Genomic DNA, 15101 nt, shown 5'->3' with positions numbered 1-15101 from the left:
CGTCCGGGCTCAGCAGTCCGTGGCCGCGTAGGTCGTGTACTTCATGTCAGGGGACAGGGTCAGCTTCGCATCGGGGGTCGCCATCGGGCCGCAGCCGCAGATGAAGGCCGTCTTGCTCTGCCCCAGCTCGCTCTCCATCTCGTCCCACATCTCGCGCGTCTCGGTGCTGATGTAGATCGGCACCTGCGCGTCCCAGCGCCGGATCTGCCCGATCAGGTAGCGGTAGATCTCCTTGCGGACCTCGGGCGGGAAGGGCCCGGTGTCCACGCCGCGCAGGGCCTCCTCCTGGTCCTGCATGGCCTGGGCGAAGGCGGGCTCGAGTTGGTCCATGTCCAGGAACTCGCGGGCCGTCTGCAGGTTCATCCACATCATCACACACAGACCGACGGACTGGGGGTGGGTCTGGGCGAACAGGTCGGCGATCAGGCGCTCGTAGTCCTCCCGCCAGTTGCGGACCGGGATGACGGGCTTGAGCTTCGGCCGCGAGGGGATGCCGATGCTCTCGCAGTACGCGGCCGCGGCCAGACGCTCCGCCGGGGTCGGCGTATCCGGCTCCAGCGCCGCCGCGTATTCATCCGAGGTGAGGCTGTAGACGTGGATGACCCGGTCGCGGTAGGGGAAGTCGCCCAGCCAGTAGACGTTGTCACTGGCCGTGTGGGTGATGAGGTGGCGGTCCGGGAACTCGGAGAACAGGCGCCCGATGGCCTCGTAGGCGCCGTACTCGGGCTCGAAGGTGATCTGGTCGGCCGCCGCGCCGATGAGGCGGTAGCACTTCTGCCACGGGTACTGCTCCAGCGCCGGCCGCACGATCTTCTCGGCGTAGTCCTCGAGGTTCACGCCGAGGACCAACCGATTGCCCCCGCGCCCCATGCCGCAATACTGACAGCCGTGCGAGCAGCCCCAGATGGTGTTGAACTCCCGCGCGCACCAGCAGACGTGGTTGGCCTGCTGGTCATACTCCCGCCGCCGTAGGTTCAGGTTCGTCCCGTAGCCGTACAGCGTCACCAACTCGTTCTGGCTCGTGCCTTCGGGACAGGTGCTGAGCAGGTCCTCCCAGTCGGGGTCGGTGTCGTCGGTCTTCAGTTGGCCGAACACGAGCGCGCGGCGGCGCGGCGCCGGGCGCTCCAGGTCGCGCAGTTGGCTGATGACATCCGCCAACGAATCGGGAGTGATGAGGACGAGGTCATTCAGCGAGCGGTCGCAGGCACGCAGGATGCGCTCGATGCGGGCGGCATGCCTCGGGTCGTCGAGCAGTTGCGGCCAGGCATAGACAGCAGCGGGATCCAATCGGTACATCAGCAGGGCTCCTCGGGACAGGTTTGCCGCCCCTTCCCCGCCAACTGCCGATGACCTCCCGCCGCTCGCCCCGTGCCGCGCTCAGGACTTCCAGGGCCAGTAGCAGACCTTGATGGCCTGCCGGGCCTCCAGCAGGGCCGTCCCCTCGGCGTAGCGCTCCAGGGGTAAGTTGTGCGATACGAGCGCCGCCAGGTCGAGCTTGCCCTGCTCAATCAGCGCCACGGCATACTCCGCGGACTCGCGGAAGTGGCCCTTGTAGCCGCACAGGCGCAGGCGCCCATGGCGCGGCGCATAGATGTAGTCCTCGCGCTGCACGCCGAAGAGCGCCACCACGTCCGAGGTGTGATCCATGGCGAACTCCACCGTCTGCCTGGCGCCCACGCAGTCCACGGTCGTCTCCAGCCGCGGCGCCGCCGGACGGGCGGGGAAGCTGTCGCTGAGGTCGGTCGTGGAGTCGTAGCAGGCATCCGCGCCCAGCTTCAGGGCCAACTCGCGCCGTTCGGGCAGCGGGTCGAAGCCGATGACCTCGGCCGCCCCTTCCGCCCGCGCCATCTGCAGGGCGATCAGCCCGGCCGGGCCCAGGCCCGTCAGCCCGAACACGCGCCCCTCGATGACGTTCATCTCGCGGAGCATCCGGAAGACCGTGGCCATGCACATGGCCATCTCGATCGGCGCCAGCGCCTCCGGCGGGGGCCCCTCGGGCACGCGGATCGTGCTCGCGGCCGGCAGGGCGTAGTACTGCGCGTAGGCGCCCTGAACGTTCTCGGAATGGTCCCGCCAGGCGCTCACGCGGTCGCCCGGGGCGAACTCGGTGACGCCCGGCCCGACCGCCTCAATCCACCCGGTGGCCTCATGCCCGCAGCGCCCCAGCGTGTACGGGTACTTGAACTGGTGTCCGATGAACATGGGCTCATTGTGCCAGCAGTGCAGGTCCCACTGGACGCAAGTGGTGACCGCGTCCACCCGCATGAGCACCTGGCCCTCTCCCGGCTCGGGGATGGGCACATCGAGAAGGGCGAACTCGCCCGGGGCTGTGATCTGCAGTATCTTCAAGGCTCAACCTCTCCTTGGGGGCATCGGCAGTGCGCCACGGCGCTCGCTGCAATTCGCTGCCCGCGCGTCCGTGACCTGCGCGGGGCGCAAGGTGCGGCGCTCCAGGGAGGGCACGGGCGTCGCCGGCGCGAAGAAGCCGCCATACGGCCCCCGAGGCCCCTGCTGAGGTGACTGGACATGAACCGACCGACCGCGCCCTGGCTACCGATCGCCCTGCCGCTGCTCCTGATCTCCGCGGTGTGTGTTGCCGCGCCGGCCCGCTGGCACAACAGCCTGCAGCCGACGGGTCAGGCCGCCGCGCCCCTGACGCTGGCCAAGGGCGGGGCCACGGACTATGTCATCGTCATCCCGGCGGCCCCGACCACCCAGGACCAGAAGGCCGCCGCCGATCTCGCCCAATGGCTCGGCGAGATGACCGACGCGAAGCTCGCGATCGTCCCGGACTCGGAGCCCGCCCGGCCGACCGAGATCAGCGTCGGCCAGACCAACCGGCTGGCCGGAGTGAAGCTGCCGCTGCCGCGCGGCGGGCTCGGCAACGAGGGCTACGCCATCGCCGTCTCCGGCCAGCGCCTGCTGCTCGTGGGCGGCAAGGCCCGCGGAGCCATCAACGCCGTCTACGCCCTGCTCGAGGAGGACCTGGGCTGTCGCTGGTATGACCGCACCTCGGCCCGTATCCCCCACCGTCGCACGCTGACCTTCGCTCCCGTCCCGCGCGGCTTTGCGCCCCGCCTGTTCCTGCGCGATCCGTTCTACTTCGACGCCTTCGATGCCACGTGGTCGCTGCGCAACCGCACGAACGCCCCCGGCGCCGCCGTCCCCGAGGAATGGGGCGGCCACGTGGACTACGACGGCCTCTTCGTCCACACGTTCAACACGCTCGTCCCGCCCGGCCAGTACTTCGAGAAACACCCGGAGTACTTCATGCTCGCCAAGAGCGGCAAGCGGTCGGCCCAGCAGCTCTGCCTGACCAACCCCGAAGTGCTGCGCCTCGCCACCGAGAGCCTCCTGGCCATCCTGCGCAAGAACCCGCACACCGAGATCGTGGAAGTCTCGCCCAACGACGGCGGGCAGCACTGCCTGTGCCCGAACTGCCAGGCCGTGGACAACGCCAACGGCAGCCCCTCGGGGACGCTCATCACCTTCCTCAACCACATTGCCGAGGCCGTGGAGCAGGAGCGGCCGGAGGTCATGGTCTCGACCCTGGCCTACCTCGACACCGTGGACGCGCCGAAGCTTGTGCGCCCGCGCCACAATGTCATCATCCGCCTGTGCAACGACCTGCACTCGTGGCCGTATCCCTTCACCTGCTTCACCGACAACACCGGCCCGCGGAGCAAGCGCTACCGCGACGCCATCATCGCCTGGTCGAAGGTCGCCGACAACCTGAGCATCTGGGACTACTTCGTCAACTTCAGCCACTACTCGGCCCCCATGCCCAACATGGATGTGCTGCAGCCGACCGTGGACTTCTACGTGAGCCACAAGGTCAAGGGCATCATGATGCAGGCGGCCTACCAGGGCTTCGGCAGCGAGTTCGCCGCCCTGCGGTCGTGGGTGATGGCCAAAGTCCTGTGGGACCCGTCGCTCCAGGTGCCCGACCTCGTCACTGACTTCATCACCGGCTACTACGGCCGCGCCGCTGGCGACCTCCTGGCGTACTGGGACTTGTCCTATGCCAACAAGGCCAAGCACATGGACACGATGGAGAAGCCCGAGGGCGGCATCCGCTACCCGATGACCTCCCCGTTCCTGTCCAGGGAATTCCTCGACCAGTCCACGCGGCTGTTCGACGACGCGCAGCAGCAATGCCCCACCGGCGAGGCGCGCCGGCGTGTGGACCTCGCCAAGCTGCCGATCCTGTACGTGAAGCTCGTGCAGGGCCCGGACGCCTGGCCGGACCAGTACGCCGCTGTACTCGCGGAGTTCGAGACCATCGCCCGCCGCGAGAAGGTGCAGTACCTGCGTGAGGGCGGTCCGGACCTGGAGGAGAAGCTGAAGGGGTGGCGCGACGCGATCCGCGTCAAGCAGAGCCTGCAGCAGATCAAGCCGGAGGAGGTCACCGTCCGTCCGCTGGCGCCCGAGTGGCGTTTCACCACCGACCCGCGCGATGTCGGCGTCAAGGACGGCTGGTTCTCCGAGGGTGCGGACGACTCCCGCTGGGCCGTCGTGCGCAGCGACAAGGGGAACGGCTGGGAGAGCCAGGGCTTCCCCGACTACACGGGGTTCGGCTGGTACCGCCAGCAGCTCACGCTGCCCGCCGGCCCCGCGCGCAAACATGCCTATCTGTACTTCGGGGCCGTAGATGAGGACGCGTGGGTCTACGTCAATGGCCGGCAGGTCTGCGAGCACTCCTGCCCCAGCACCGGCCTGACCCCCGAGCAGATCTGGACCACACCCTTCCTGGCGGATGTCGCGTCACAGTTGCGCGCCGGGCAGGGCAACACGGTTGCCGTGCGTGTCCTCAACCGCCTGGCCATGGGCGGCATCTACCTGCCCGTCTATCTCGTGCTCACCGACCGCGACCTCGATGCACCCCTGGTCCAGGCCTTCATCACCAAGCACTGATCCCCCACTTCCTCTCGGAGGCATGCCATGCGCCGCGTCTTGCCACTGCTGACACTCCTGCTTGCCTGTGCCGCCTTCGCCCAGGCCCCGGCGACCCCGCCGCCACCCCTGGCCCTGCGGGCCCTCACCGTTCGCCCGGTCTGGCGTGAGGTCGGCAAGACCTACGACCTGCAGGTCCGCTTCATCACCAATGCGCCTGCCGTGGCGACGGGCGAGCTGACCGGCGCGCCAGGCGCGGGGCCGGAGAAGTACGCCTGCAACAACCACCGGCTGGACTTCCCCGGTCTGTCTGTCGGCCCGAACCGGACGCTCCGTCTGGTGCTGACCGGCCTGGACAAGGCCGCCGTCGAGCAGACAGTTCCCGTCGCCAGCCCCGCCGCCCCACGCCCCGTGCCCGCCGGCAAGGTGGAGTTGACCGTCGCCGAGCCCGCCGGCCAGGATCGCGCCCGAACGCCGCTGACCTGCGGCGTGCCCCTCGCGAAGGGCGCGCTGTTCGAGGCGACCAACACCCGCCTGCTGGCCCCCTCAGGGCCGCTGCCCCTGCAAGCCCGTGCGGAGTCGCGCTGGGAGGATGGCAGCATCAAGTGGCTGCTGCTGGACACCCAGCTTGACCTGAAGGCTGACCAGAGGCTCGGCCTCGTGCTCGAGTACGGGGCGAAGGCCGCCAGCCCGCCGGTGGCCGCCCCGCTGAAGCTGGCCGAGCTGTCCGGGCGCGGCGGCGTGCTCGTGGACACCGGCCCGGCGCATGTCATCGCGCCGCGCGCGGGCGCCGCCGAGCTGCGCGCCGCCGCCGGCGATGCTCTCCTCGCCGGCCTGACCAGCACGCTCACCGACAAGGACGGAACCGCGTTCGCCTTCGAGACCGAGGACGTGCAGATTATCGAGCGCGGCGCTCTCCGCACGACCGTCCGCATGGATGGCCACTACACCGCCGCCGGGCGCAAGCACTTCATGGGCGCCCTGCTCGTTACGGCCTTCGCGGGCAAGTCGTACGTCCGCGTGGACCACGTCTTCGGCAATGACCTCATTCACGAGAACCTGACGGCCATCAAGTCGCTGTCGCTGGACGCGGCAACCGCCGCCGCCCCGACCAGCACTACCGTCGGGGTCGTGGACGCCACTCCCGTCAGCCTCGCCGGTGGGGCCGACGTCGTCCAGCAGTTCGACGACAAGTTCGTCGGCGCCGCGTCGGGCAAGCGCCTCGCCGGCTGGGTGAAGACCGACGCCCTGACGCTCGCGGTCAAGGACTTCTGGCAGCAGTACCCCAAGTCGCTGGGCGCGACCGCGTCGGGTCTGCGCCTGGGCCTCTGCCCGCCCATCTCCCCCGCCGACCTGTACGCCAACAAGCCCGATGAGGAGAAGCTGTACTACTACCTGCGCGATGGCAACTACACCTACCGGCGCGGCCTGATGAAGCGCCACGAGCTATGGCTGGGCCCGCCGGCCGACGCGGCCGAAGTGATGGCGCGCGCCGCCCGCCCGCTCACCGCCGTGGCCCCGGCGCGGTACTACCAGGCCGCGCAGGCGGCCGGCGACATCCTCGCCGACAACGCTGCCGCCTGGGCCGCCTATGACCAGATCCTGGCTGACGGCCTCACGGCCTACCTCGATGGGCGCGAGCGCGACCACGAGTACGGGCTGATGAACTACGGCGACTGGTGGGGCGAGCGCCGCCTGAACTGGGGCAACATCGAGTACGACCTGCAGGTCGGCATGCTGCAGCAGTACCTGCGCACCGGCGACCCGCGTTTCTTCTATCTGGGCGAGGCTGCCTCGCGCCACAACACGGACATTGACACGATCCATTGGGCCGAGGAGCCCACGCGGCTACCCGACCGCGGCGTCGAGCCGATGCCGGGCGAGATATGGGTCCACTGCATGGGCCACACCGGCGGCTACTACCCGCGCAACTACAAGGACATGGAAGTCTACTCCCTCGGCTACGCCACCAACCGCGGGCACATGTGGACCGGCGGCAACTTCCTGTACGGGATGCTCTCGGGTGACCCGCTGGTCCTGGCCAGCGCCCGCCTCGCCGCCGACTGGATGGCCGGTCCTAACACCACCAACTTCGACTTCGGCAACGCGCGTGAGCCCGGCTGGATGACCATCGCGGTCATGAGCGCCTACCGCGCCACGCGCGACCCGTACTACCTCAACGCCGCCGACATCATGCTGACCAAGGTGCACGAGAAGGCCCAGGCGACACGGCCCGAGTATGGCCTGTACTACCACAAGCTCCCGACGGGCCACTGCAACTGCCCCGACGACCAGAAGCACTCCGGTGAGGCGGGCTTCATGGCCGGCGTGCTGATGACCGGCATGAAGCGCTTCTACCAGGAGACCGGCCGCGAGCAGGTCGCCGATGACATCGTGGGCATCGCCAAGTTCATCGTGGACACGATGTGGGTGCCGGCCGAGAACGGCTTCCGCTACACCTCCTGCCCCCTGACCGCGGCCGGCTCGGGCAGTGGCGGCATCATGGACGAAGGCCTCGCCTTCGCCGCCAACCGCACCCACAACGAGGACCTCCGGGAGATCGTGCGCCTCAGCTTCGCGGGGGCGATGATCGGCCTGCAAAGCACAGCCTCCGGGGGCAAGAGCGCCGGATACCTCATCCACTCTATGCCCGGGGCCATCACCGAGATTGGCAAGTTCCCCGGCCCGGACTTCGGCACGTTCTACGCCCAGCAACTCCGGGAGGCCCGCTCGCCCGCCCTGTCTGCCCTGCCGACCCTCATGCCCAACCCCGACTTCGAGGAGGGCATCTCAGGCTGGGTCACGCGTCTGGGCTTCGTGGTGAACCCCTCGCCGGAGGCCGCGCACAGCGGCAAGCTCGGCGCCCTCGTCACCGGCACGGGCCAGGGCCAGAACGAATACCTCGTCACCCGCTACGCCTGCGGCCCGCCGTGGGAGATCATGAGCCTGCAGGCCGGCCAGCAGTATCGCCTCTCGGCCTGGGTGAAGGTCGTCGAGATCACGCCCGGCACCCCGCCCGTGAGCCTGCGCTGCGCCATTCGCGACAAGGTCCAGACACGCACCGCCTTCGCGACAACGACGTACGATGACACGAAGCCGGGGACGTGGCAGCGTCTCAGTTGCAGCTTCACCGTCCCCGACTATGGCAACAGCGCCTACGTCGCCGTCAACATGAACACGCGCGAGCCGGTGACGATCAAGCTGTGCGTGGATGATGTGAACCTGACCGCCGCCGCGTCGCCCGATCTGCCCACCTACAGCTACCCCGCCGTGACCGCCGACGAGGCGCAGCTGAGTGGTGGTGTGGGCCTGACGGCCCTGCGCAGCGGACCGACCTGGAAGCTCGCGGCCCTCACCGGCAAGCAGCCGGGCGAGGCCGTCCTCAAGCTGCAGGTGGTCGAGGCCGGGCAGTACCGCGTGTGGCTGCGGGGCCGGGCGATGGGCGGACCGGGGCAAGTGGCCGTCACCTGCGACGGCCAGCCCGCTGGCAGCGCCTCGGCGACCGAGACCTTCTGGCAGTGGCTGCCGACGACCGCTGCCGACAAGCCTGTTGTCGTATCGCTGCAGCCGGGTGAGCACGTCCTCAAGCTGGCCTGGCCGGCCAGCAGCAAGCTCGGCGTGCAGAAGCTCGTGCTGTCCAACGATCTGAACTCGCGCTGACGGGGCCGTTACGGCCCACAACAGGGGAGAATGCTACCATGGACTGTTTCGCGCCCTGGCTGGTCGCGGGCGTCGTGTTGTGCCTGCTGACCAGCACCGACGCCCTCGCGGATGACGCCTGGACCCGGGCACAGGAGAAGCTCTATCGCGGGCCGCGCGCGCATTCCGTGGCCGACCTGGCCCCGTACACCGGCCGGGCCGCCGCCGACCGCCTCGTGGGCGACGACCGGGCCGAGGCCTATCGCCTCAACCAGGAGCAACTCGGGATCAACTACGGGCCCAACGTGGAGGCCCAGCTTCGCGACGAACTGGTGATCCTCTGCCCGCAGACCGAGGCGGTCCTTTACACCGAGTTCACCCCGCTGACACCCCGCTACCGGCGTGGCGACCGGCCCGAACTCGATGCCCTGGTCGGCCGCCTCACCGCCGGCTGCCGCACCGACCGCGAACGCGCCCTGGCGCTCATGCGCTTCTGCCGCGACCTGCGCCGGCAGGCCCCGGACGCGGACTTCACCCGCTATGTCTACGGCGGCACCGAGGAGCAGATGGTCGCCAAGCCGGAGATCCTCTGCGAGACGCTCAGCCGCCTGCACGTGGCGCTGTGTGAGGTCGCGGGCCTTCCCGGGCGGCTGGTCATGCACATCCTCGGCGGGCACATCACCACCGAGATCTACGTCGAGGGCGGCTGGGCGTACATGGACCCGCGCTGCGGGATGTACTTCGTCAAGCCCGACGGCCACCTGGCCTCGCTGCGCGAGCTGTGGCGCAACCCGGCACTCGTGGGGCAGCAGAGCCCGGCCGTCCGGGCCGACGCCAGCGCACAGTGGGGCTGGGACCTGCGGGCGCGCAAGTGCGAGACGATGTACTTCAGCCCGTTGGAGGTCAACGGACTGGAGAACTACAGCCTGGCCGATGCGACGCGCTATCACTACGGCCAGCGCCCCTACGCCGAAGCGAAGGCCCTGGGGCTGTTCACGATCAACGAACGCTATGTGCGCACAGCCCAGCGGGCGCTGGGGCTCGCGCCGGAGGCGCCGCCGGTGGACTGGAGCAAGCAGCCGCTGCGCAAGCTGGACCTGGCCTATCGCCACGATGGCTTCAGCCCCTTTTACACCCGCCCCCCGTTCACGCGGCGCACGCTGGAGGAGCGCTACGTGGACCCGCTGGCCGGCAGCAATGCCGGCCTCCTCGTATGGGGCCTGGGGCCGGGCAGCGTCTTCTGCTACGAGACGAAGGTAGGCGAGGTCTTCGGCGAGGGCCTCGACGAGCGGCAGCGGGGGCTGCTGCGCGAGGGCGACCTGTGGGTCCATGAGAACGTGATGGGGCTGATCCGCGAGGGCCCCGGCCCGCTGCGGATGGCGGTGGAGCGCGCCCACGCCGTGGGGCTCAAGCTCCTGGCCCGTCTGGAGATGAACCACGAGTACGGCCCTGCCGCCGCCGACAACTGGATGTGGGTGGCCTTCGTGGGCCGCCTGAACAAGGAGCACCCGGAGTACCGCATCCCCGGCCGCGTGCTGCTGGACTTCAAGCATCCCGAGGTGCGGGCCTTCAAGCTCGCGATCTTCCGCGAGGCGCTGGAGGCCGAGGCCGACGGCCTGGAACTCGACCTCGCCGTCTACCCCCCGTTCTTTGAGCAGCCGGACCCCGCAACCATGACCAGCTTCCTGCGCGAGGTGCGGCAACTGCTGGACGAGTTCGGCGCCCGCCGGGGGAAGCATCTGGACATGATGGTCCGCGTGCCGGCGTATGGGTATGCGGAGTTGGGCCTGGACTGGCCGACATGGCTGCGCGAGCACCTGGTGGACATCATCGTCCCCACCCACCTGCGCCCCGGCGACTACTTCGACATCCGCGTGGAGGACTTCGTCAAGCTGGGGGCCGAGACGGGCGTCAAGGTCTACCCGACCGAGTGGCAGGCGCTCGGCTTCGTGGACACCGACCAGCGCCCCGGCGACGAGGCCACGGGCCGTCGCCGCTATGACAAGCCCAAGACGAAGGGCATGTACTTCGCCCAGGCGCTCCTGTTCCACCGTGCCGGGGCGGATGGCCTCCAGCTTGGCTTCTCCGAGGACCAGTGGCGCCACATGCCGTGGCTCAACGACCTGGCCGACCCGGAGCAGGTCCTCACCGCCGACAAGCACTATATGGTGGACCCCATCGCCCTGCGCGCCAAGCCCTTCGCCATGACGGACGCGGCGGGCGGGCAGCGGGGCGAGTGTACCGTGGGCCTGCGCCTGGGGGACGACATTCCCGGGATGCAGCGCCGGGGCTACACTGCCAAGGCCGAGGTGGTCATCTACTGCCGGCCGCTGGAGACCGGGGAGCGCCTGGAACTGACCGTCAACGGGCAGGGCCCGCTGACGATCTCGGGCGACGCCGAGTCCGAGCAGGCCCGGCGCGGCGCCCAGACCGTGGACCCGCGCACTGCCCGGGACCAGGCCTACATCTTCGAGGCCGAGTGGTGGCGTCGCGGGGAGCACAGGCTGCCCGCCGACGCGGCCTGGTGGCGCCTGGGGCCCAATGATCTTCGCCTGGTGTACACGCGCCCGGCGCAGACCACCGCCGAGCCGCTCAGCATCACCTGGATTGACTTGATCCTCACCTATGCGCACTGAGACGCCGCGCCAATCTGACCCACACCGGAGGGTTGCATCGTGCGTGCCACGCTGACTACCGTTTCGCTCCTGGCGCTGCTGACCGGGGGCGCCCGAGCCGACACCATCCGCATCGTGGACCTCACCGGCGGCTCGTCGGGGCTGCCGATGGCGCAGGCGCTGACGGACCTGCACGGTCGCGTCCAGACGCTCCCGGCAGGCGAGGCGCTCCCGATTCCCCCGGGCGTCGTCGTGCTGGATGGCGCCTCGGACCTGAGCAAGCTGCCCGCCGGCGACAAGGCGCTGGAGGGCTTCGTGAGCCAGGGCGGTGGCGTGCTGATCGCCGGGTTGCCGGATTCGCTGCCAGCGACCGCGCCGCTGTGGCGGGCACTCGGCGCGGCCGCACCGGCCGATGCCATCGCCGCCGACCTCTTCCCCGATGACTCCGGCAACTGGATGTGGATCGGCACGCAGCCGGGCGAGTCCGACGACCACATCCGCTACATCCGCCGCAGCTTCGAGATCACCAAGCCCGTCAAGCGCGCCTTCGTGCGCTGCACCGCGGACAACCTGTACTGGGTCTACCTCAACGGCGAGCAGATCGGGTACCACTGGAGCTGGTTCGACAACGAGCTGTGGGACCTCGGCGCGAAGCTGCGCCAGGGCAAGAACACCGTGGCCTTCAAGGCCCGCAACGTAGACGGGCCGGGCGGCTTCTTCGCCCAGATCGGTCTGGAGTACGAGGACGGCACGAAGCAGCTCATCGTCAGCGGCAAGGCCTGGAAGTTCCACATCCCCGAGGAGCCCAATTGGGCGGCCGTGGACTACGACGACTCCGCCTGGCGACCGGCCGCCGACATCAAGCCAATGGCCCAGCACACGCACATCTATGACCGGGGCGTGGATGTGGAGGGCCCAGTGACGTTCCCGACGCCCCACCCGATCACCAACGCCCTCACGGATCGCTTCGGCACGGCGCATCATCTGCGCGGCGTCCTCCCCCGGTCGGGGGCCACGACCGTCGTCGCCGCCGGCGGGCGCCCGCTGGTGCTGTGCAGCGAGTACGGGCAGGGCCGCGTAGTGCTCATGGACGCGCTCCCGGGCAGCGGCCTGCTCACCGGCGACCTGAGCGATGACCTGCTGGCCACGGCGATCCTGTGGCTGGGCCGGCAGACGGAAGGGCTGACCGTCGCGCGACCAGTGTACCCGCCCCCGACGCTACGCCGGGGCGGCGGCGTGCAACTGAGCTATGCCCTCGATGGCGTCACCCCGACGGTAGACGGCACGCTGACGGCGACCGTCACTCACAACGCGCAGGCCACGGTCGTCGGCACGTACCCGCTGCACGCGGGGCAAGCGCTCCAGGCCGCGTGGACCGGTGCCCAGACCCGGAGCGCCGACGCAGACGGGCCGTGGCAACTGGACCTGGCCGCCACCGACACGGCGGGCCAGCCGGTCTTCCATCGCAGCCTGGTCTGCGAAGTTACCAACCCGCTCTCGCTGCCCGGCAACCGTCACGTGGTGGCGCAGGGAATGACGCTGCAGGTGCAGGGCGACCTGAAGGGCCTGCTGACCGAGGGCAAGACGCTCAAGGCCGCCGTGGTGGACCCCTGGGGGCGCGAGCAGCCTGTGCCCGAACCGACGGTGAAGGAGGGCGTCTACACCTGGGCCGTCCCCATCCCCGACCTGATGGAGGGCGACTACCGTCTCGTGGTGACGCTGCTGGCCGGCGGCCAGGTTGCCGACAGCTTCGGGGCGCCCTTCACGGTCGTGCCCCGGCTGGACCTCAGGGACTTCTACCCCACCACCATGCGCCTGTCGCCGCTGCGGACGTCGGACCCGGCGGCCATCGCGCGCGAGATTGACGACATCATCGCCCACGGGTTCAACACGCTCACCTTCAGCGCCCGTCGCCTGGGCGCCAAGCCCGGCTCACCCTATGACGTGGCCGAGGACCTCGCCCAGCAGAAGGGCATGGCGGTCAGCTACTCCTTCCAGGGCGACTTCTCACTGCTGCGGCGGGACGGCCTGCCGCCGGTATCGGTCTTCTCCCCCGAGTACAAGGAGGCGCTCCGCCCCCGCATAGAGGCCGCCATCGCTACGTGCAAGCAGGTCCCGCGCCTGCTCAACGTGCAGGGCTACATGGATGAGCCCTTCCAGGTCAGCGGTCAGACCTGCGACAACCGCCCGCCCGCGCAGGCGGAGTTCAAGCGCCGCTACGGGATCGAGATGCCCACCCGCGAGCAGGCCATGGCCGACCCGGCCCTGTGGCTGAAGTACGTGGACTTCTGGAGTGACTGCTTCGCGGCAGACTGGCGGCAGGGCTACGCGCTGGTCAAGGAGCTGGACGCGGACTTCTGGGTGGAGCTGACGCACGATTCGCACTGCACCTTCGGCGCGGCCGGGCGCAACTTCAAGGGCTTCTGGGCCGTGGACGATGTGTTCCACTGGGGAGCGCCGTTTGACTCGGTAAACTACGACATCTACCCCTACCTGTCCACAGACTTCCGCAGCGGCAAGTTCCAGGAGAACCGCCTGCCGCGTATCGCCGGCATGCACATGGCGTTCGCGCAGATGCGCAACCTGGCCTACACCTATCACAAGAAGCTGGGCTTCTGGGTCGAGGCGGGCTGGGGGACGAACCTGGGCCCCGAGGCGCCCGGTCGCCGGTATCCCTGGTCGCCGCGCGAGTTGACCTACACCTCCGTCGCGGCCGGCTGCGACTACCTGAACACCTTCTGGGGCCTCCCCGAGGACCCGGCGTGGTGGGAGACGTACCGGAGCACGATGAGCGAGGTCAAGTCCCTCGCGCCCTTGCTGACCCGCAGTGCTGTCCCCCGGGCCAAGGCCGCGTTCCTCTTCCCGCGCACCCAGCATGTTCTGCTGCAGGAGGAATACTGGAACGTGATGGTGGCCCTGGAAGCTTTCCGGCAGGCCTATGGCGAGCTGGACTGCCTGCACGAGGAGCAGATCGCGAAGGGCGGCCTGGACAACTACCGGGTGCTGGTCCTGTGCGACATCCATCTGCTCAAGCGCCAGGAGGCTGAGGCGATCCGCGCGTGGGTGCAGCGGGGCGGCCTGCTGATCGCCGATGAGGTGCCCTCCCAGGATGAGGGCAAGCAGCCGCTCGGGGTCTTCGAGCCCGTCTTCGGCGTCACGGGCGATGCGGACATCGCCGATGTGCCTGTCACCATTCCCGGCACCAAGGCGCAACTGCCCGGCCGGCGGAGCTACCAGCAGCAGGGCCAGACGGCCCTGGTCTACAACAGCCCGTGCGGCAAGGGTCGGGCGACGCTGCTGAACTTCCAGCTCAAGGACTGCTACCTCGACGCCCTCGTGCGCCAGAACGCGGACGGGGCAGCCGACGCCATTCTCGACCTGCTCCGCAACGCTGCCGCCGGCTGCCCGGCCAACGTGACGTCCAGCACGCCCGGCATCGAGGCGGCGCTGCGCCAGACGGCGCAGGGCACGACGCTGCTGCTGCTCATCAACCACGAGAGCAAGCTCGAGACAACCCAGGTGACGCTGCCGTATCTACAGGCGGGTGGCGTCGTGCGCGACATGGTCACCGGCGAGCGCCTCAAGCCCGGGCCGAAGCACACGCTGATGCTGAAGTGCCCGTGGGGCGGCACGCGGGTACTGGGGCTGTTTCCCTCGGACCCGCAGGGCCTGCGCCTCGAAGGCCTCGGCGCCTCCTACAGCCGCGGGGCGGAGGTGGCCTATGGCCTGATCGTGGGCGGCAAGAGCATCCGCGGCAACTACCTGCTGGACGTATCCGTCACGACCCCGGACGGGCGCAAGCTGCAGGCCTTCTCGGCCCTGACCTGCACCGAGGATGCCACCTGCCGCCGTCGCTTCCGCCTGCCAGTCAACGCCCCCGCCGGGAAGTGGACCCTCCGCGCCCGGAGCCTGTGGGACGGCGCGGAGGCCACCGGGAGCTTCGCAGTGAAATGA

General features: G+C 69.4%; 6 protein-coding genes. 4 read left to right on the top strand and 2 right to left on the bottom strand.

All coding sequences use genetic code 11. From position 1 onward, the window contains the following. Positions 1 to 9 precede the first annotated feature (9 nt). Together LLH23_02910 and LLH23_02905 are read right to left on the bottom strand one after the other, a co-directional pair. Positions 10 to 1296: a hypothetical protein gene (locus LLH23_02910; protein MCE5237423.1), complete on the bottom strand. Its 1287-nt coding sequence runs from the start codon at positions 1294 to 1296 to the stop codon at positions 10 to 12. Positions 1297 to 1377: 81 nt separating this feature from the next. After that, complete coding sequence (locus LLH23_02905; protein MCE5237422.1) at positions 1378 to 2349, bottom strand: zinc-binding dehydrogenase; 972 nt, start codon at positions 2347 to 2349, stop codon at positions 1378 to 1380. A gap of 177 nt (positions 2350 to 2526) precedes the next feature. Between LLH23_02905 and LLH23_02900 the strand changes: the two genes are divergently transcribed. The 4 genes from LLH23_02900 to LLH23_02885 are packed head-to-tail and all read left to right on the top strand — an operon-like array spanning position 2527 to position 15101. Further along, positions 2527 to 4914 (top strand): DUF4838 domain-containing protein, encoded by a 2388-nt coding sequence (locus LLH23_02900; GenBank protein MCE5237421.1) that lies wholly within the window; start codon positions 2527 to 2529, stop codon positions 4912 to 4914. A gap of 27 nt (positions 4915 to 4941) precedes the next feature. Next, positions 4942 to 8553, top strand: a complete 3612-nt coding sequence (locus LLH23_02895; protein MCE5237420.1) for a carbohydrate binding domain-containing protein — start codon at positions 4942 to 4944, stop codon at positions 8551 to 8553. Between the two features lie 38 nt (positions 8554 to 8591). Further along, positions 8592 to 11168 carry a hypothetical protein gene (locus LLH23_02890; protein MCE5237419.1) on the top strand — a complete coding sequence of 859 codons (2577 nt, stop codon included), beginning with the start codon at positions 8592 to 8594 and terminating at the stop codon, positions 11166 to 11168. Between the two features lie 39 nt (positions 11169 to 11207). Next, the gene (locus LLH23_02885) at positions 11208 to 15101 is read left to right on the top strand and encodes a hypothetical protein (protein MCE5237418.1); all 3894 of its coding nucleotides are present in this window, start codon (positions 11208 to 11210) and stop codon (positions 15099 to 15101) included.

The sequence above is a fragment of the bacterium genome (genome assembly GCA_021372615.1).
Classification (GTDB): Bacteria; Armatimonadota; Zipacnadia; order Zipacnadales; family UBA11051; genus JAJFUB01.
The sequence above is the reverse complement of the archived record's forward strand: the minus strand, read 5'-3'. Positions and strand labels throughout refer to the sequence as shown.